The sequence below is a fragment of the Rhodococcus sp. LW-XY12 genome (genome assembly GCF_019317345.1).
GTDB classification, from domain to species: domain Bacteria; phylum Actinomycetota; class Actinomycetes; order Mycobacteriales; family Mycobacteriaceae; genus Rhodococcus; species Rhodococcus pyridinivorans.
In genome coordinates this window covers 54,110-72,634 of sequence record NZ_CP079228.1, presented here as the reverse complement: position 1 = coordinate 72,634, position 18,525 = coordinate 54,110, and the positions used below count along the sequence as shown (strand labels likewise).

Annotated in this window: 12 protein-coding genes and 2 pseudogenes; 5 read left to right on the top strand and 9 right to left on the bottom strand. The window is 64.4% G+C overall.

What is annotated here, in order from left to right; genetic code table 11:
• Positions 1–62: 62 nt before the first annotated feature.
• The 3 genes from KXC42_RS26415 to KXC42_RS26405 all read left to right on the top strand — a co-directional run bounded on the left by KXC42_RS26415 (position 63) and on the right by KXC42_RS26405 (position 2,101).
• Positions 63–680: a recombinase family protein gene (locus tag KXC42_RS26415; RefSeq protein ID WP_006553200.1), complete on the top strand. Its 618-nt coding sequence runs from the start codon at positions 63–65 to the stop codon at positions 678–680.
• 433 nt (positions 681–1,113) lie between these two features.
• Entirely contained in the window at positions 1,114–1,548 is a 435-nt protein-coding gene (locus tag KXC42_RS26410; RefSeq protein ID WP_064063994.1) for a helix-turn-helix domain-containing protein, read from the top strand.
• A 1-nt stretch (position 1,549) separates the two neighbouring features.
• The gene (locus KXC42_RS26405) at positions 1,550–2,101 is read left to right on the top strand and encodes a PIN domain-containing protein (RefSeq protein WP_064063993.1); all 552 of its coding nucleotides are present in this window, start codon (positions 1,550–1,552) and stop codon (positions 2,099–2,101) included.
• Between the two features lie 224 nt (positions 2,102–2,325).
• Here the strand turns inward: KXC42_RS26405 and KXC42_RS26400 are convergent, their stop codons facing one another.
• The 5 genes from KXC42_RS26400 to KXC42_RS26380 form a co-directional block, all read right to left on the bottom strand.
• Positions 2,326–4,902 (bottom strand): DEAD/DEAH box helicase, encoded by a 2,577-nt coding sequence (locus KXC42_RS26400; RefSeq protein ID WP_064063992.1) that lies wholly within the window; start codon positions 4,900–4,902, stop codon positions 2,326–2,328.
• Positions 4,903–5,008: 106 nt separating this feature from the next.
• Positions 5,009–8,119, bottom strand: coding sequence for a type I restriction endonuclease subunit R (locus tag KXC42_RS26395; RefSeq protein WP_064063991.1), 3,111 nt, complete (start codon positions 8,117–8,119; stop codon positions 5,009–5,011).
• Positions 8,103–9,281, bottom strand: coding sequence for a restriction endonuclease subunit S (locus KXC42_RS26390; protein ID WP_219130656.1), 1,179 nt, complete (start codon positions 9,279–9,281; stop codon positions 8,103–8,105). The genes KXC42_RS26395 and KXC42_RS26390 overlap by 17 nt, the downstream gene beginning before the upstream one ends.
• Positions 9,282–11,255, bottom strand: coding sequence for a class I SAM-dependent DNA methyltransferase (locus KXC42_RS26385; protein ID WP_064063989.1), 1,974 nt, complete (start codon positions 11,253–11,255; stop codon positions 9,282–9,284).
• 253 nt (positions 11,256–11,508) lie between these two features.
• Positions 11,509–11,706, bottom strand: coding sequence for a hypothetical protein (locus KXC42_RS26380; protein ID WP_147290725.1), 198 nt, complete (start codon positions 11,704–11,706; stop codon positions 11,509–11,511).
• 345 nt (positions 11,707–12,051) lie between these two features.
• Here KXC42_RS26380 and KXC42_RS26375 point away from each other — a divergent pair, with 345 nt between their 5' ends.
• Together KXC42_RS26375 and KXC42_RS26370 are read left to right on the top strand one after the other, a co-directional pair.
• A complete protein-coding gene (locus KXC42_RS26375) occupies positions 12,052–12,201 on the top strand; it encodes a hypothetical protein (RefSeq protein WP_157100849.1) in 150 nt (49 codons plus the stop codon).
• A 185-nt stretch (positions 12,202–12,386) separates the two neighbouring features.
• The gene (locus KXC42_RS26370) at positions 12,387–13,712 is read left to right on the top strand and encodes a DUF6884 domain-containing protein (protein ID WP_245207851.1); all 1,326 of its coding nucleotides are present in this window, start codon (positions 12,387–12,389) and stop codon (positions 13,710–13,712) included.
• A gap of 335 nt (positions 13,713–14,047) precedes the next feature.
• Here the strand turns inward: KXC42_RS26370 and KXC42_RS26365 are convergent.
• From KXC42_RS26365 to KXC42_RS26350, 4 genes and pseudogenes are all read right to left on the bottom strand, one after another.
• A pseudogene (locus tag KXC42_RS26365) lies at positions 14,048–14,287 on the bottom strand (transposase); the annotation flags it as partial.
• Positions 14,288–14,334: 47 nt separating this feature from the next.
• Complete coding sequence (locus KXC42_RS26360) at positions 14,335–16,290, bottom strand: tyrosine-type recombinase/integrase (protein ID WP_064257806.1); 1,956 nt, start codon at positions 16,288–16,290, stop codon at positions 14,335–14,337.
• Positions 16,287–17,342, bottom strand: a complete 1,056-nt coding sequence (locus tag KXC42_RS26355; RefSeq protein WP_064257805.1) for a tyrosine-type recombinase/integrase — start codon at positions 17,340–17,342, stop codon at positions 16,287–16,289. The genes KXC42_RS26360 and KXC42_RS26355 overlap by 4 nt, the downstream gene beginning before the upstream one ends.
• Before the next feature lie 116 nt (positions 17,343–17,458).
• A pseudogene (locus KXC42_RS26350) lies at positions 17,459–18,475 on the bottom strand (IS256 family transposase); the annotation flags it as partial.
• Between the last annotated feature and the right edge of the window lie 50 nt (positions 18,476–18,525).

Sequence of the window (18,525 nt, the reverse complement as noted above, 5' to 3'; positions counted from 1 at the left end):
GTTCCGTAGAGGTGTTCCGCTGACTGTGCCGGTCAACCCCCGCTATCTGGAACACTTTCGGCATGGGTGAGCCGTTCCGCGTCGGATACTGCCGCTGCTCCACCGACGAACAAGACGTCGAGATCCAAACCGAGCAGCTATTGGCGCTCGGAGTGCCGCGTGAGCGGATCTTCATCGACAAAGGGTTCTCCGGGACCACCCGCAAGAACCGGGCCGGGCTCGACAACGCACTCGCCGCCGTCACCTCCGCCGCGGCGGCCATCGACGGGCGACAGGTAGTGCTGACCACGCCGAAGTTCGACCGATTCGCACGCAACATGGCCGAAGCAGGCCAGACCCTGACCGAACTGCGCGAGCGCGAGGTGCTGTTCGGACTCGGGAGCTCGATCTACGACTGGAACGACCCGTTCGGCAAGCTCTTCCTGCAAACCTTGGCCATGGTCGCCGAATTCGAGGCCAACCTCAACCACCTACGCACCCGCGAGGGCATGGCCAAGGCCCGCGCGAAAGGCAGGCTCAAGGGCAAGCAGCCGAAACTTCCTCTCACGGCACGGAAAACAATCCACCGCCGCTACCACGACCCCGCCGACGACGCGAGCCTGGCGGACCTGGCCGAGGAATACAGCGTCGGCCGCTCCACCATCCACCGCATCGTCAGCAGTGCTGCACCACGAGCCTGAGAATTCACCAGCCTGTCGTCAGGATCCCGCTACTTTGCACTTCCTGACAACCTTGGGTTGCGGGCCCTTACGTCCCACACGAGTTCTGGCCCGAATCGGATCGTCGGCGAGCTGGGCGGATACGCCGCGCCCGCCAGGAGCCGGTGGCGAGACAGACGATCGTTTCGACCCAACAGGCCGAGCGGATCACCGACCGGGCACTACGCCATATCCGCCCGATTTTCGGCAAATGCTACGGCTACCCCGCCTTGCGACATGGCCTTGGGTTCGCTTCAAAAGCGTGCTGGTTAGGGATCGTCAAACAGCACACCCGCGAATCCGTCACAGCGAGCCGGGCCGAATTTCCGCCGCGACGGTCTCGCCGTTCGCAAGATTACCCGACTTTTGCGTTTGTTTCGTTTGCTGCGTATATTTCATTTAGAGGAGGTGGGTCATGTCCGCGATCGAACATCCCAGTGCCGTGGAACAGGAACAGGCACGACAAGCACTGAACGTTCTGCGGGACGTCAAAGCGGGCACCGACACGTTCGACGTCACCGTCGACGGGACGTCGGAGTCCGTTCACCTGCCGAGTTCGGCTCTGGAGTTGATCAAAGACGTCTTGGCGAACATGGCGGCCGGCCAGGGCGTGACCGTGGTCCCGGCGCATGCGGAGCTGACCACCCAGCAGGCCGCCGAGCTGCTCAACGTCTCGCGCCCGCACGTGATCAAGCTCCTCGACCAGGGCCTCATCCAGTATCGACTGGTGGGCCGGCATCGCCGGATCTTGGCATCGTCGCTTCTTGAGTACCGGCGCACCCAGCAGCGCGATGCGCGCGGGGCGGCGGACGAGCTGGCCGCCCTGTCCGAGGACCTCGGACTGTACTGACGTGACCTTCACTGTCCTCTACGACGCGAATGTGTTGTACCCGAACGTGCTTCGCGACGTTCTGATTCGTCTTGCCCAGAGCGGACTGGTGCATGCCCGGTGGACCGACCGGATTCTCGACGAGACGTTCCGCAATCTCGCCGCCGACCGGCCGGACATCCCCACCGCCACCCTGGCCAGGCTGCGGGAGCTGATGAACCGAGCGGTCCCGGACTGCATGGTCACCGGATACGAGGCACTCGTCCCAGCGCTGACGCTGCCCGACAAGGACGACCGGCACGTGCTCGCCGCGGCGATCCGCTGCTCAGCGCAGGTGATCGTCACCGCGAATCTGCGTGATTTCCCCGATGCCGAACTCGCCCAGTTCGGCATCGAGGCCCTGCACCCGGATGAGTTCGTCATGGACCTGTTCACACTCGACGGGGCACGGGTGCACCAGGCGATCAGCGCCACCGCTGCGGCGTGGCGCAATCCGCCCGGCACACCGGCCGACGTCTGCGACCGTCTCGCCGTGGCGGGCCTACCGATCTCCGCGGCTGCGTTGCGTCGCTGAGATTCCACGATGTGTTGCACACGGCCTGTTGTTCCGAAAGTTGTACTCGTACCGATGTTTCAAGGACTTGTTTCGGAATCAACTTATGAGACGTCGCGAGCTGGGGCGATTAGATCCCGCGTACACGCAGGACGGCTGTCTCACTGCCAAGGAATGAGACGATGCTGGTGAAGAAGACACCAGCCGAGAGGTTGTGGTGCAATTTTCCACGCGAGCCTGCCGAATCATTCGCCCGGACGGATATTTTCCTGGGTAAGCCGGTCGACCACTTGGGTCGGCAGACACCCATTCTCCGCCAGAGTCTCCCGGACATGGCGCCGCAGGATGTGAATCGGCTCTTGCTTGGCGATGCTGGCCAGCAGGTCCGCCCACACCGCCTCGACGTCACCAGCGATCTGACTCACCACTTCGGTAGATGCAAGGTAGACGTTCGGGTTGGCGACGGGTGCGTGCTCGGGTGCCACCGCCAGACGATCCGACACGATGATCGTCGGACTCCCCGCTGGGGCATGTTCGACGCCCTGGTCAGCGGCCAGTTGGTCAAGCTGAGTGTTGGCCTGCCGGATGTCCTTGAGAGGCAGGAGACCATCGGAGTGCTGCTCCGACTTGGCTTCCACTGTTAGCCAGAGCGCCGAATCCCACCGCCAGGCCGAGTCGCAGCGGCCCTGTCCAGCAGGCTTCGTTGCCGCGGCGCCAAGGAAGGCCCCGAGGGCGCTCAGGGATACCTCGTACGAGGTCGCTTCATCCTGACCGAGGGCCTCACGCATGTCGGCGAGGTCCTTCTTGATTTTGTTCGGCTTCAGCGCCCCGGTGAGCTTGGCAACGATGTTGTTGACTGCCACAGCATCCACGGCCGAGGGCGGGGCTTCCTCCGCCCCGGGTAGTTCCTTCATCTCCTTGAGCCAGGTACCGCGGATCGACGCCTTGGCCGCGTCGCGGACCAACTTTCGCGCATGCGCCCGGTGAGCCTCGCTCTCAGCTCCGAGGTGGAGCCAGATTCCCGCCAGGTAAAGCAGCATCCCGCGGTAACCTCGCGTGGCGTCGCCGCCCTTGCCGACTAGGCGGGCAGCGTCCTCGAGTTTCTGACTAGCCGCGATCCAGTCTTCGGAGAACGCGAGCTTCCATGCCTCCACCTCGAGTTCGGCGGATTCACCGAACGCGGCAGCGCCGGGAGCCTCGACCTTCTCAGCCTCCTCGCGGAACTCTGCAACGAGCGGCTCGCCGCCCTCACGCCAATCAGTGTCGTGTTCCAGGAAAATCCGGACATTGTCCAGGATGTCGGAGGCGTCCTGGCCCTTGCTGTTGTCCCACCCGAACTGGACTTCGGCCTGCAATTCGGGCTCCAGCGCCGTCTGGTTCTCCGCACGTGAGAAGTACCGCGTGAGGTCCGAGCCGACCACGACTACCACGGCGTAGTCGTTCGGGCCACGAGTTGCACGGCCCGCTCCCTGCACGATCCGTGTCCGCAGCCGCTCGGCAAGGGCCGCACTGGCTTCGGCGCGCTCGCTTAGGAACTTCTCTTGAAGACTGACAGCATCCGGCTTGCCATCGAGCACCACGATCCGGCAGGCGTCGTCCGGTAGGTCCATGCCGTCGTATCGGTTCGCCAGGCCAAGCACACCCGTTGGCGCCTTGGCGAACGTGGCGAGGCCTTGCTCGACAACGTCCTTGCCGAATGCGGGGACGCCCTCCCCGGCGAGAAGACGCGCAACCTGCTTGGCGGTTGCAGACGTCTTCTGGCTGAGCACGAGTGCCTTGTTCGTGACACCCACGATATTCTGTGTGAGGCCGCTGGCATCGCCACCTTTTACGAGATCGGGAAAAACGAACAGGCGCCGGCCCGAGCGCGGCGGAGTCTTGGTCGGCAGAGGCATACGGATGATCTCGGAGCGACCGAACGCCCGCTCAAGCTCACCCCCGGAGCCGAGGGTAGCTGACAAGTAGACCCGCTGGCCTGCATGGGAAAACACCTTGTTCTCGAAGGTCGGTGGGATCATCGGGCGAATCTGGATGCCACCGTAGGAGAGGTAGACGCAGCAGGAGGCGAGTCCGCCGCGGATCATGGCGAACTGGTACTTGTACGGCTCGCCGAGCTTGGCGAGCGCTGCGTCGAGTTCTGTGAGCGCCCCGGGGTCGACGGAGGGCAGGATGAGTCGCACCTGGTGGTGTGCCCCGGGATCGGGCGCTCCCTGAAGTCGCTGGATCTGTAGGCCCGAAAGAAAGGGACGCAGCGCCTTAAGGACCGCCAGGTAGGCGGCGTCCGCCTCATGTCGGCGGATCGTGACCCCGTACTGTTCGCCGACAAACTGCTCACCGGCGTGGGCATCGTCGAGCAGGACGAGGCGCGGCACGGGCAGCTTTGGGCTGCTGTTGAAGATCGAGCTGTACGTTGTGATCGCGATGGCCTCGCCGCCCTCGACATCGCTCTCGTCCGCCGGGTTCCAGTCGTGGTGACTGCCGACAAGGAGCCGGGCGGGCACGCCTTCGTTCTTGGCGGTGGTGAGTATTTGGTCGGCCAACTGCTTGGTCGGCGCCGCGTACAGGACAGGCCCTTCGGCCTTGCGTCGCACCCACTCGGCGACTAGCAGTCCGGGGAGGGTCTTGCCAGTCCCGGTCGGCAGTTCCAGTGCCAGGTCAGGCGTGTCCTGGTGCTTCGTGGCATATGCCCGGAGCGCGTCGCCCTGGTGGATCCACAGCGAGCTGACAGCATCTGCTGTTCGTGGAAGGGAGCCTCGGAGATACATCTCCTCAGGGGAGTCGAACAGCTGCTGAGCCTTCTTAGTCTTGCCCTGAAACGCCATTGTCAGGACTCCCTTCGTCGTCTGCGGTCAGCTCGCTCGGTCACGTGCTGTCTCTGGCACTCAAGCTCGCGCCGGCTGGCATGGTTGTAAGCGCTTCCCGTTCGATTCAGTCGGCGAGGCGTCGGTACACCGACGGTAGTAGCTCCCCGAGCAGTTTCTGTGCGAGGTCCTTGTTGTTGAGGATCTGCACTGAGAGGTCTGTCGAGGAGTCCATCGCGCCGATCACGGCGTCGACGAACGCGCTGTCGATGTCGGGGCTGGCCGAGAACTGGGCCAGGCTGTTGTTCTTGGCCTGCTGTTGCAGGTTCTCGTTCTCCTCGAGCCGGTCCTTGATGTGGGTGACGACGTTGCGGACCGACGAGTCGGGGTGGTCGCCGGAGAACAGGTCGTTGATCTTCGCGATCACCTCCTCCAACGCGACCAGGTCCGGATCCTTCACAGTGCCGGTGCCGGCGTCCTTGGCCGGTTCCAGCTGCACGCCGGGGGTGGGGGCCGGGTTCTGCTGGGCCTGTTCGTGGTGGCCGAGGTAGTCGATCGTGACCGCGGACAGGTCGATCGGGGTCTGCTTCTCCCCACCGGTGAGCTGCGGGGCCAGCAGTTTCAGATAGATGACGAGTTTTTCGAGCCACGGGTTTTCGTAGTCGAACAACTGGGAGAGGAACTCGTACTGGCGGATATAGGTGCCGACGTCCTTGCGGAACATCGCCAGTTCGTCGATCGTGGCTCGGTCGTTGTGTTCGACGGCGGTTTTCATGCGGATCGTGTACCGCTCGGCCGCCGGGGCGATCCACTTTTCGAGGGCACTGTTGCCCTTCTTCGCCAGATAGGCGTCGACGAGACCGTGAACTTCGGAGGCCTCGTAGATGCCAGCGACGGCGAGTTTGCGTTCGGTGTCGTGGACGATGTTCGGATCGGTGACATCGGCGAGGGTGGTGGCCTCGTAGTACGGGGAGAACGCATCGACGATGTCGGCAACCTCGTTCGCGAAATCGAGCACAAACGTCTGATCCTTCAACGGCGCAAATGTACGGTTGAGCCGAGACAAGGTCTGCACCGCCTGGACGCCGCCGAGCTTCTTGTCGACATACATCGCAACCAGTTTCGGCTGGTCAAACCCGGTCTGGAACTTGTTCGCCACCAGCATCACCTGAAACTCGTCGGTGGCGAACGCATCCCGCAGATCCCGCCCCTTCAAACCGGGGTTCATGCTGGTTTCGGTGAACGGCTCATCGCTGCCGGATTCGGCATCCTTCACTTCGCCGGAGAACGCCACCAGCGCGGCAACGTCGGTGTAGCCGTTCTCGGCGACGTACCGGTCGAAGGCGAGCTTGTAGCGGACCGCGGCCTTGCGGGAGGAGGTGACGACCATCGCCTTGGCCTGCCCGTTCAGCCGCCACGCCACGTTCTGGCGGAAGTGTTCGACGATGATCTGCACCTTCTGGGCGATGTTCGTCGGATGCAGTTTCACCCAGTTCATCACCGACTTCACCGCCGCCGACCGATCCACCAGATCCGCATCGTCGGGGTCGGCACCGCTAGTGACCGCGATCGTGCCCTCGCTGGTGTCGGAGGTGGCGTAGGTTTTTCCGCCGTGCGAGAGTCGGAACGCGGTCTTGTAGGGGGTGTAGTTGCGCAGCACGTCGAGGATGAAGCCCTCGTCGATGGCCTGCTGCATCGAATACAGGTGGAACGGGCGGGGGGATCCGTCCGCACCTTTACGGCCGAACGTCTCCAGTGTGGTGGCCTTCGGGGTCGCGGTGAACGCGAAGAACGAGACGTTCTGTGTGTTCGCTCGTGCCTTGGTCTCAGCGCTCAGGACGTCCTCGGCTGGTACCGGCGCGCCCTCCGCGACTTCAGCCAGTTCTTTCTTGGACAGAACTTCCTTGAGTTTGCTCGACGCTCCACCGGTCTGTGACGAGTGGGCCTCGTCCGCAATGATCGCGAAATTCCGATTCTGGAGGGTTTCCTTGTTCTCGATCACATCCAACGCGAACGGGAACGTTTGAATGGTGACGATGATGATGTGCGTCCCGGACTCGAGCGCATCCGCTAACTCACTGGATTTCGAGCCCGTGAGGCCGTCGATGTGGGCGACGACGCCGGTGGTGCGGTTGATTTGGTGGATCGCCTCCTGCAACTGCGCATCGAGCACCGTGCGGTCGGTGACCACGATGACCGACGAGAACACCTTCTCATCGCGCTCGTTGTAGAGGCTCGCCAAACGCTGCGCGAGCCAGGAGATCGAGTTCGTCTTCCCCGACCCGGCTGAATGCTGGATCAGATACTTGTGTCCCGGCCCCTCCGCCCGAGCGGCCGCCACCAACTGGGTGACTGCTTCCCACTGATGGAACCGCGGGAACAGCAGCGTTTCCTTGCGGGTCTTCTTCCCCGTCACCGGATCCCGCCGTTCGGACACCTCCAGATGGAGGAACCGGTCGAGGATCTCGAGCCACGTATCACGCTGCAGGATCGTCTCCCACAGATATGACGACGCCGACCCGTGCGGGTTCGGTGGATTCCCCGCCCGGTGACCGTTGCCGCGGTTGAACGGCAGAAACACCGTTCCCGGCCCATTGAGCCGGGTGGTCATGTGCACTTGCTTGTTCGACACCGCGAAGTGCACCAGGGCGCGTTTGCCGAACGTCAGCAGCGGTTCCCCCTTTGGGGCCCGATCCTTTTTGTACTGCTCGATCGCATGTTCCACCGACTGCGTGAAATCGGTCTTCAGCTCCGCGGTCGCGACCGGGATACCGTTGACGAAGAACACCAGATCGATGGCCTTCTTGGTGTTCGATGTCGAGTAGCGTACCTGCCGCATCACCCGCAACCGCACCGCCGCATACCGGGCCGCGGTCGTCACGTTCAACCCCGAATTGGGTTTGAACTGGCACATCGCAAACGAGGCATTGAAGTCGGAGAACCCGCGACGCAACACCGCCAGCGTGCCACCATCGGCCTTCAGATCAGCCGACAACGCCTTCACGAGGCGCTGCAACAGAGCAATTTTCGCCTTTTCCTGTACCTCCGGGGAGTCGGCGGGCTTGACCCGCTTCTCCCACTCGGTCGGCTGCGTCTCAGCGAGCCAGGAGAACACGTCCTCCGAAAACAGGGCCAACTCGCGGTCGTAGCCGGAGTCGTCCGGAGAGTACAACCAGCCGCGGCTAGCGAGATGCTGGCAGATCTCGTCCTCAAGGACAGACTCATGGTGTTGCGGCATGATTAGGCTCCCCCCGCACGTCGATCTTCCCCGTCACCGCATCGGTGATCAGTGCAGAGCGGTACTCACACAGCGTCTCGATCATCTCGGTCGACTTGTCGATCAAGGCGTCGATCTTCACGCAGCGCGCATCAAGAAACTCAGCGATTGCGATCTGTTCTTCGATTGGAGGTAGCAATGCCTCCATCCCCAGGTGATCGCCCGGCGTAATGCTCCACTGACTTGGTCTAACTCCAGTCGATAGCCTCCCGTAGCCGGCGGCGTACCGCTGGCAGCGGAACAAATAGTTCAGGAAACCATCAAACTGATCGTGAAGAGGCTTGTACACGTAGTAGTCCGGGCTGATGATCCCTCGGTACCGCGAGATGCCAACAGAGCCCTGCCATGCCTTCATGCGGTTCACCACAAGATCACCATGCTCAACGAGCTGGTAGTAGCTCAGATCAGCCGACGCCTTGTTGAAGTTGTCAGTCCTGCTGTCCTTCGGAACTACCCCGTAGTCACGGTAGATAGACAAGAGCTGCTTATCAGGATGGTCTTGATCCTTGCGCTTCGCATACAGGTAGCGAAGGGGGATGAGCTTCCAGTGTGCGGGCACGCTGCCGAGCCAACCGATCCCTGTGTTCTTCATCTCGGCGTTCGGGTCGAGGCCCTTGGTGACGGCCTGGGTGATCGTGGCGGCACGGTCCTCACGCAGGGTGGTGATGAGCTGCTCCTGTTTGGCGATCAAGACATCGATCTTCGCGGTCTCACGGTCGAGGAAGCTTGCGATCGCTTGCTGGACTTCATAGGTCGGCGCTGGGAGCCGGACAGCATTCAGATCGCCTTGAGTCATGCTCGGCAGTGCAGTGCTCGTGGATAGCAGGCTAAATGGAATGGTCGTGCAGGCGTAGTAGAGGAAAGCTGCATCCACCTCCGGGTGGGGCTGCGCACAGAATATGGTGTCGACAGTCCAGAACTCCCCGTCTACAAGGATCGGCCTGTCGATCGTCCCCTTCCGTCCCAGAAGCACAGCCGGTCCGGAGTAGAGCGATCGAGTTGCACGGGTGAACTCCCCACCAGATCCGTAAACTGGGAAATCCCCAAGATCGTCCTGGACCCCGCTATGGTCCGCGCCGTTGCGAATCCGAGCCAAACGTCGGAGCTGTTGAGTCGGATACATCTATGCGCCCACCTCGGCGAGCATGGCCTGGATTTCGGTGACGAGGCTGCGGAGGTCTTTCTGGATTTCTTCGAGGGGTCGGGGTGGGGTGTAGCGGTAGAAGTGACGGGTGAAGGGGATTTCGTAGCCGGTCTTGGTCTTGTCGTGGTCGATCCACGCGTCGGGGACGTGGGGGAGGATCTCCCGGGCGAAGTACTTTTCGATGTCCTCCGACAGGGGCACGTTCTCGGTGTCGCGCAGGGAGGAGTCGGCTTCGGGTTTGCCCTTGGTGGTGACGATGTCGGCGGCGGGGTCGTGCTGCCCGATGCTGGTCCAGATCGCCTTCACAATCGGTGCGGCGGGCTTGGCCATGCCGGCATCCTTGAGCGCGGTCTTGAGGTCGGCGACGAACTTCTCGCGGTTCGACCAGGACCGGCCGACCAGTGTGGTGAGCGCGTCCCGGACAGCGGTCTGCTCGGCATCGGGGAGCTTGGCGATCGCCTTGACGGCGAGGACTTGCTCGGCGGTGTCCTCGTGGACGTGGAAGGACAGTTGGAGGGGCCGTTCGACGGTGATGGTGCGGTACCCGAACGCTTCGTTGTCGAAGATCTTCGACAACGCGGGATCATCGATGCCGTCGTCGTGGCGGAACTCGTCGTAGAGCTGGCAGATCAATTGGATGTCCTCGTCGCGGAGCTGCTTGCGCTTGGAGCCCAACGATTTGCGCATCTTGCCGAACATGTCGACGGCGTTGATGAGCTGGACCTTGCCTTTTCGTTGCCCGGTTTTTTTGTTGTCGAGGATCCAGATGTAGGTGGAGATGCCGGTGTTGTAGAACATGTCGGTCGGCAGCGCGATGATCGCGTCGAGCAGGTCGTTCTCGATGATCCACTGCCGGATGTTCGACTCGCCGGAGCCGGCGCCGCCGGTGAACAGCGGCGAGCCGTTCAAGACGATCGCCAGGCGTGAGCCCTTGTCATCGGGGCTGCGGACGGGGCGCATCTTCTTGATCAAATGGAGCAGGAACAATAGGGAGCCGTCAGAGACGCGGGGCAGGCCGGGTCCGAAGCGGCCGGCGTGTCCGAGTTGTTCGTGTTCGTCGGTGACCTTCTTCTGCTGGGTTTTCCATTCCACTCCGAACGGGGGGTTGGAGAGCAGGAAGTCGAAGTGGTGACCGCTGAAGCCGTCGTCGGCGAGGGTGTCGCCGAGGTAGATGTTGTCGACGGACTGGCCTTTGATGACCATGTCGGATTTGCACATCGCGTAGGAGCGGGGGTTGATCTCCTGCCCGTACAGCACCGGTTTGGCGGCGGGGTTCATCTCGACGAGGTGGTCGTAGGCGGTTGAGAGCATGCCGCCGGTGCCGGCGGCGGGGTCGTAGATGGTGCGCACGATGCCGGGTGCGGTGAGTTCGAGGTCCTGGTCGGCGTAGAGCAGGTCGACCATCAGCGCGATGACTTCGCGGGGGGTGAAGTGGTCACCGGCCTGGGCATTGTTGGATTCGGCGAACTTGCGGATGAGTTCTTCGAAGATGTAGCCCATGTCGTGCCCGGATACCCGATCTGGGTGCAGGTCGACGTTCGCGAACTCCTTGACGATCAGGAACAGCCGGTCCTTCTTGTCGAGTTCGGCGATCAGGGTGGGCAGGCCGTAGCCGTCGAACACGTCGCGGATGTTCGCCGAGAACCCTTCGATGTAGTCGAGCAGGTTGTCCACCAGCCCGGCCGGGTCGGCAGCAAGCTTTCCGAAGTCCCACACCGAGGTGTTGAAGAACGGCAGCCCGAACTTGGACTTGAGCACCACGAACGGGTCGATCCCCAGCCCCTGGACCTTCTTATATTCGGCGATCACCTCGTCCTTGGTGGGGGCGAGGATCGCGTCTAGGCGCCGCAGGATCGTGAACGGCAAGATCACATCGCCGTACTGGTTCGGCTGGTAGGGGCCGCGCAGCAGGTTCGCGATATTCCAGATCAAGGACGCGTTCGTCGTCGCCATAGGGGTGTTCGTCTCCTTCGCCAGTACTGGGAACGAACTTACCGGGGCGTGGGGACAGCTCCGCCCAGGCGACAGCACCACGGGCGCGGGTGAACCAGGGGATTGGTCCCGAAGGGCCAGTTGACGTAAGAGCCGGTTCTCGGTGGTGACGACCGGAGGCTTGAGTCGTGGTGGAGTGGGCTGGCACCTCGCCCCGGCCATCGCGTGCACCCGCCGGGATGCCGGCGCCGGGTGCACGCGGTCACTCGGGTCGTCAGGTCGACAGGTCGAGCAGACGCACCTCGGTCAAGGTCGCGAGCCGGCGGACCAGTTCGACTTCGGGCCGCACCCAGCGGCAACGGCTCAGCGCAAGGGCACCGCTGTCGAGGTTGGCGCACACGTCGTTGCGGATGGCCGCCCGGAACATCGCTCGTCGAGCGTGGCGGAAGTAGCAGGCAGCTGCGGCACACACCTGCGGCCGATAGAACGCCGTGCTCTTCGAGTCGATAACGCCCCATCCATCACCGGTGGCATCGCGTTCGTGTCAGACCGGACACCTACAGTGACCCGCCGAGTACCCGAAAGGGGCATTGCGCCCGATTGGGACTCTGTGTCAGAACTGCAACGACAGAACAGGAACGGTTGATGGCTCTTCCGACGATCGGCGTCCACTATCTCGGCACCGTGTATTCCCCGTTCAGTGGGCAGGCAGCCGATTCGGACGACGGAGCGAACACCGGTGATCCGACCCTGCTGTTCGTCTACTACGGCGGTGCAACCGTTTGGGGCTACATCAGCCCCCCGGGTCACAGAAGAGATGCCGACCGAGGCCGGGGATCCGGAAGATCTCGACCCGGACGAACTCTTCGCGCTCCTGGAGATCGACGGCGCGATGGTCATGGTCGTCGATACCGACTGGAACGGCATCAACTACTACGGATTCGCCCCGGTCGAAACCGACAAATGATCTGTGCGCAGAGAAATCCCCGCCGCAAGGGGTACGGCGGGGATTTCTCTCCAGTGTGACAGAACCACCCGATACTCTCGGCGATCACCGTCACCGAGAACCGTCCGACCGCCGATCCGCTCGGGTGTGTGCCGAGCCGATCCCCGTATGCCGGGGGTGTCGCCGTTCGGTGATAGACACAGGTCGTGGCGCACTGGGATGTATTGATCGACAAGCTGGCGGTCGCCGACACGCCGGTCCGGCTGACGTGGGACGAACTCGAATCGCTCGTCGGGGACCTGCCGACCTCGGCGGTCAGACACCGCACCTGGTGGTCGGGCGATCGCGGCCATGTCAACGCCTGGAAGGCCGCCGGATTCGTCCTCACCGACCTGCGGCTGGGCGAGACGGTCACCTTCGACCGCATCACTACCCCCGGCCACCCGTCGTCGGATGTCGTGGCGGCGGATGGTCCCGGCCCCACCGCGACAGCCGGTGAGCGCTCGGATGGACATGTCGAGGCGGATCTGGTGCTCGTCACCTGCGTGAAGTCCAAACGCGAGGCGCCATCGGCGGCGAAAGATCTGTACGTCTCGCCGTTGTTCACCAAGCAGCGGGCCTACGCCGAACAGACGGGACGGCCGTGGTTCATCCTCTCGGCCGAACACGGACTGGTCGCCCCCGACGACTGGCTCGCCCCGTACGAACGCTATCTCCCCGACACCCCGCCCGCGTATCGCGCTGCATGGGGGAGGTGGGTGGCCGAACGCCTCGAACTGCTGACCGGTCCGCTGCAGGACCGGGTCGTCGAGATCCACGCCGGAGCGACCTACCTCGACGCTTTGGCACCGCACCTGCACGCCAAAGGCGCCAGCATCCGCACCCCGTTGGCGGGGTTGAGCATGGGACATCGCCTGAGCTGGTACACCCAGCACGGCAGCGACACCCCGGCCGCCGAACCGACGCCGGTGGCGGATGGCGGGGCCACGCATGCCGATACCGCTGCCTTCGTCGCCGGGCTGCTCGATCACACCCACGCCATGCGCCCGACCCAGTTCCTTGCCACCGATCCGGCGCCGTGGAAGCGGCCCGGCTTGTACAGCTGGTGGGTCGATGCCGCCGGCGCCGATGATCTCACCGTCGGTCTCGACCTGCCGATCGCACCGGGGTTGATCTACGCCGGGCTGGCCGGGGCGACACGCTGGCCCAGCGGCAAACGCTCCTCCAACACGTTGTGGTCCCGTATCGCCGGCATGCACCTGGGCGGTAAGCACGAGTTCTCCACCTTTCGGCGCACCCTCGGCTCGATCCTCGCCCACGCGCAGGGCAGCGACGTCATCGACGAGACTGCGTTGACCGCGTGGATGACCCGTCATCTGAGCGTGGTGGCGATTGCCTCCGCCGATCCGGACACCCTCGGGCACCTCGAGGACGAGGTCCTCGCGGCGATCGACCCACCGCTGAACCTGCAAGGGATGGCCGCCACCCCGGTCCGGATCCGGCTGAAAGAACTGCGGCGGCGCCACCGCTGACCGACGCCGGCCCGCGCACCGAGTGGCCTGCAGCCGGCTCGCGGATCGATGCTCGGGCGCGCCATCGGTGCAGGTCATATGTCCTGCACCCGCCCAGCATCCGACACGGCCGCAGGGTCGGTCCGTCGTCAGGGCGTGATCCGCCCGCACCGAGGGGGCGGCGTCGCTCCCGGCCGCGCTGCTGTACCAGTCCCGCGCTTGCGGTCCTGGAATCAATAGGCGAGAGAGTGGGCGATCTGGGCGATCGCCGCCTCGAAACGCTCCCGGCCCCCGGATGAGTTCAAGGGTCAAGCCCCTGGTAGTGGTGTAACTCGTTTTTGATCCTTCGTTGGTGGTCAGGCGGGTAGTTGCATCAGTTCATCGGTGCTCACCTCCGTCGCCTGGCTGGTGTCGGTGTTGGTGGTCAGGGTGAGCCGGCAGCGGCTGAGCACTTCTAGGCCGAGGTATCGGCGGCCTTCGGCCCATTCGTCGGTCTGCTCGGCCAGGACGGCGCCGATGAGGCGGACGATGGCATCCCGGTTGGGGAAGATGCCCACGACGTCGGTGCGGCGGCGGATCTCGCGGTTGAGCCGCTCGGTTATCCGGCCCTCAGGGATGAGATCAACCCTGATCTCACATCGAATCAGCGATCGAGACGCTGCAAGTGGTCGGTCAACGCCTCAGCGACACGATGATGCCGGGCAGCTTCATCGGGCCATCCACGGTCACGAGCATCGACCTCGAGAGCCTGGATGTCGGTGCGTTGCGCCTCGAGCGCGCCGCGGAACTCAGGTCCGGTGACGAAGTTGTCGCAGGTCTCGCAGATGTTGGCATAGGGACACGCACCCGCGCTCTCGTGACGGGAACAGTAACCGTGGGCAACACGCGTTTTGAGCATCTCACTGCCGAGCCAACTCACCGCGTCGGGGACGATCGGTTTGCCGACCGGAGTGAGCGTGAACCGCCGCCGCATCTTGCCCATCGCCTGGTCATAGGCATCCCGCAACGTCGGTGAAGCCAAAGTGGCGTAACGCAAAGTCATCTGCGGAGTGACATGCCCGAGCAACGCCATCAACGCCTGCAGGCTCATCCCGGCGTTGGCGAGTTCGGTGGCCCAAGTATGCCGCAGCTGATGCGGGGTCACCACCAACGGCGCACCCCCGGCCCCACGCAGTCCGCAAGCCTCGACGGCAGCGAGCAGACCGTTGCGCAGCCGGGTCTGGCTGAGACGGCGGCCGTGTGCGACGAACAGGAAATCGGTCAACTCTCCGGTGCGGGGATGCGGCAATGGCCGACAGATACCACGCCCGCCGGTCCACTCGTCCAACGCGGCGATAGTGGTCGCCGAGAGCGGGACCATGCGTTCGGTGGCGAGCTTGCCCAACGGAACCTTGAGCCAGGTCCCGGCCGGGCCGTAATCGATGACGCTGCCGAGCTCGAGATCCAGTAGCTCCCCGACCCGCAGACCGGCTCCGCGCAGCACCGTCAACCCGATACGAGCGAACGAATCATCCAGCTGGGAAACCGCATTCATCACCGCAGCATCGATGTCGGGCGGCAATGCCCGCGGAAGCGGTTGGTCGAGTTTCGGGACGTCGGCGGCGAAGACCAGACGGCGCGGTGGGGCCTGCTCCCAGCCCCATTCGGTGATGTCCTCGAGCAGGTTGCGCACGCTCAGTACCGTCGATTGGATCACGGCCTTGGAGATGATGCGCCCGGCCCCGGCAGCGGCGCGTTGCCCACGCCAGGTGCGGGTGCGATTCCAGACGAGGAAGCCCTCGATGTGACTGCGGTCGAGATCCTCGAGGGAGGTGACCTCGGGATGGTTGGTGGTGAGGTAGTCCGCGAACGGCAGCAGGTCGTTGATCAGCGATTCGGCCGATTTCGGGCGGAGCACCGATGCCCGGACGGTGACGTAACGCAACAGGGCCTCGCGGATCGGATCGGCCATCGGGGCGTCGGCGAAGCGTTGGGCGTAGGTGCGGGCCCACGGTCGGCGCCGTGGTGGGGTGTCGACGATGCGGGCCTGAAACAGCATTTGTCGCAGTCCCGCGATACGGTTGCGGTAGGCGCGTTTCGATGTATCCGGGATTGACTGTGTGGCAGCCAATGCGGCGTCGAACTCGCCGACGGTCTCGGCGCTCACACCGCTGACGGAACCGCCGTGCCAGGCGAGCAGCACCGCCAGGCACTCGCCGAGGACGGTCTCGACCCATTGCGGTGTCCACCCCAAAACCAGGCCGGCGGCCCGGACCGCGGCGAACCCGTCCGGGTCGCGGTCCTCGACGGCCCGGCCGAGTCCGGTGAGGTTCTTGACGGCCGCGAGTTCGAGGTCGAGCCGCAGGTTGCCGCGTCCGATGAGGTGACACAGCAGTGGCCAGGCCCCGGTGCGGCGTAGTTCGGCCAGCCGGTCGGCAGCGGGTCGGGTCATCCAGTCCCGCAAGTCCGGATGCGTGGTGAGGAAGGTGGTCGCGATGAGGGTGCGAGCGCGCACCGACCTGTCGCTGAGCCCGAGGCTGGCGACGTGCTCGAGGTAGTCGGTGAGCACCGCACCCGGTCCGGCCGGCAGGACGACCGTCGCAACCACCGCGGTGCTCATTGTCGTGTTCCGGCGAGACTGGCGCGGGCCGCGCCGTATTCGGCGGCGAGCTGCTCGACCGACAAATGCACATATTCGGCAGTGGTGTCCGGAGACACATGCCCCATCAATTCTCGCAGCACCATCAGATCGATTCCGGCGGCAGCGAGTTCGGTGCCGTAGGTGTGGCGCAATCGGTGCGGACGCACCCTCGTCGCACCGGAGAGGTCCCGGTGCCGCCGGAACAGCGACCGCAGTCCCGCCTCGGTCACCGGCGCCCCCGCGGTGGGGCCGCGCAGCACCACGAAACACTCCTCGGTCGCCAACCCCGGTGGCCGTTCGAGGCGCAGATAGGCCGACAGTTCGGTGAAGAACACCGCATCGACCGGCACCACCCGTTCCTTGCAGCCTTTGCCGAGCACCCGGAGTCGTCGCTGGCCGAAATCGACGTCTGCCAACCGCAGGGATCGCACCTCGGCGTTGCGCAGCCCGCCGAACAGCATCGCCCACAACATCGCTCGATCCCGATGGGTGCGCAGCGACGCCGCAAACTGCTCGATCGCGTCGGCGTCGAGGGACTCGGGCAGTAGCCGCGGTTGGCGTACCAGCCTGCCTCCGGCTCGGGGTCGGCCCGGCCCGAGGTGTCCGAGCAGTCCTCGCGCTGGTGGTCGCAGTCCCTGTCCGCGCCGCGGTGAGGGCACCGGATTTTCGGTGCGTATCCCGGTCATCACCAGGTATTCGAACAATGCGCGTATCGCCGCGACTCGTCGGTTGATCGTCGATGCCGCAGTGCCCCGATCACCTCGTGTCGCCATGCCTGGGCGGGGTTTGCGGTGCACGTTCTGCCAGTCGACCCACTCGAACACCGTCACCGGCGTCACCGCAGCCACCGTGAGGTCGCGATCGAGCAGGAATCGGGCCAGATTGAGCACGTCGAACGCATATGCCCGCACCGTTGCCGAACTGAATCCGCGTCCGGCCAGATGCGTCAGGAACGCGTTTGCTGCTGCGCATCCTTCCCATTGGCCGTCGATCACATGCCCGTTGCTGCTGATGCGCACCCGAACGGTCATTGTCCGCCGCCTTTCGATCGGAGCCGACACCGCCAGCATGCGCCTCAACCGGTCGTCGGCTCAGGACCTCACGCTGCAACCGTGATCGTGTCGTGGGAGGGCCGGTTAACCGATATGGGGTTGTTGGACCAGATCTGTCGCCACACGTCGTCGGGAAATGCGGTGAAGGCGAGCAGGTCTTCGCGGGCGTCGCCGAGGTGGTCGGCGACCTCGGGCAGCCGGTGCTCGGCGTACTCCAGCAGCCGGTCGAATTGCGCGTTGACCGCCTCCGCGGTGGGCTGGTCGTAGACGCTGTGCAGCATCGCCTTCACGGCCGGCCACATGGACTTGGGGCACACGGCCATGAGGTTCGCCGAGTAGTGGGTGCGGCAGCGTTGCCACGCGGCGCCGGGCAGGTTCGCCGCGATCGCCTCGATGAGCCCGGCGTGGGCATCGGAGGTCACCAGCCGCACCCCGCCCAGGCCGCGGGCAACCAGGTCGGCGAAGAAGGTGTTCCACGAGGCCGTGGTCTCACTGGTGGCGACCTGTATGCCCAGCACCTCGCGGTGGCCGTCGCCGTTGACGCCGGTGGCCAGCAGCACGGAAGCCTTGACGACCTGCTTGTTCTCGCGGACCTTGATCGTCAACGCATCGGCGGTGACGAAGGTGAACGGCCCGGCCTCGTCCAGGCGGCGGTGCCGGAACGCGGCGACCTGCTCGTCCAGGTCCTGGGCCATGCGTGAGACCTGCGACTTGGACAGCGAGTCGATACCCAGGGTCTTGACCAGCTTGTCCATCCGGCGGGTAGACACCCCGGCCAGATAGCAGTCGGCTACGACGGTGATCAGCGCGGACTCGGCTCGCTTGCGGCGCTCGAGCAGCCACTCGGGGAAGTAGCTGCCCGAGCGCAGCTTCGGGACGGCGACGTCGACGGTGCCGACCCGGGTATCCAGGGGCCGGTGGCGGTAGCCGTTGCGGTGGTTGGTGCGCTGTTCCGAGCGGGCGTTCCACTCGGCGCCGCACACGGCGTCGGCATCGGCGGAGAGCAATGCGTTGATCATGGTCTGCAGTAGCTCGCGCATCAGATCCGGCGACGCGTCGGCGAGGGCTTGGCCAAGCAGGCCTGCAGGGTCGACAATATGAGGTGCGGTCATCGTGATGACTCCGTTCGAGGATTCGGTAGAAGGTTGACTCGAAGGATCAC